General features: G+C 69.7%; 1 protein-coding gene. It reads right to left on the bottom strand.

Features of this window, described 5'->3' with window-relative positions; translation table 11 throughout:
• The coding region (locus ADK52_RS09145) for an ABC transporter permease (RefSeq protein WP_420714827.1) at positions 1-466 on the bottom strand (466 nt) is incomplete at both ends.

Below are 466 nucleotides of genomic sequence, written 5' to 3'. Positions count from 1 at the left end.
GGCGCCCAGCAGGATGACGGTGTACATCATGGCGTCGTTGAGGCCGAACCAGAGGACGGCGGGGGGTACCCAGGCGACGGAGGGCAGGGATTGCAGGCCCTGGAGGATGGGGCCGATCGCGGCGCGGACGAATGTGACGCGGGCGACGAGCAGTCCGAGCGGAGTACCGATGGCCAGGGCGAGCAGGAAGCCGAGCAGGCCGCGCGAGACGCTGGTCCAGATGACCTCCAGCAGGGTGCCCTTGAGCCACATCTGGGACAGGCTGTCCCAGACCGCGGACGGGGCGGGCAGCTTGGTCTCGTCGGTGACCTTGGCCGTGACGAGGATCTGCCAGACCAGCAGCACGAGGCCGATGGCGATGAACGGCGGGAGGACCTTCTTGACGAGGACCTCGCGGGTGGGGGTGCGGTGGGTCTGGACGGCGTCGAGGGCGTCGAGGCCTGCTTCCAGGCCGGCCAGGTCGTCG

This window comes from Streptomyces sp. WM6372 (assembly GCF_001279655.1).
In the GTDB taxonomy this organism is placed as follows: Bacteria; Actinomycetota; Actinomycetes; order Streptomycetales; family Streptomycetaceae; genus Streptomyces.
Note: the sequence above shows the minus strand (reverse complement) of the source record. Positions and strands in the feature narration are given on the sequence as shown.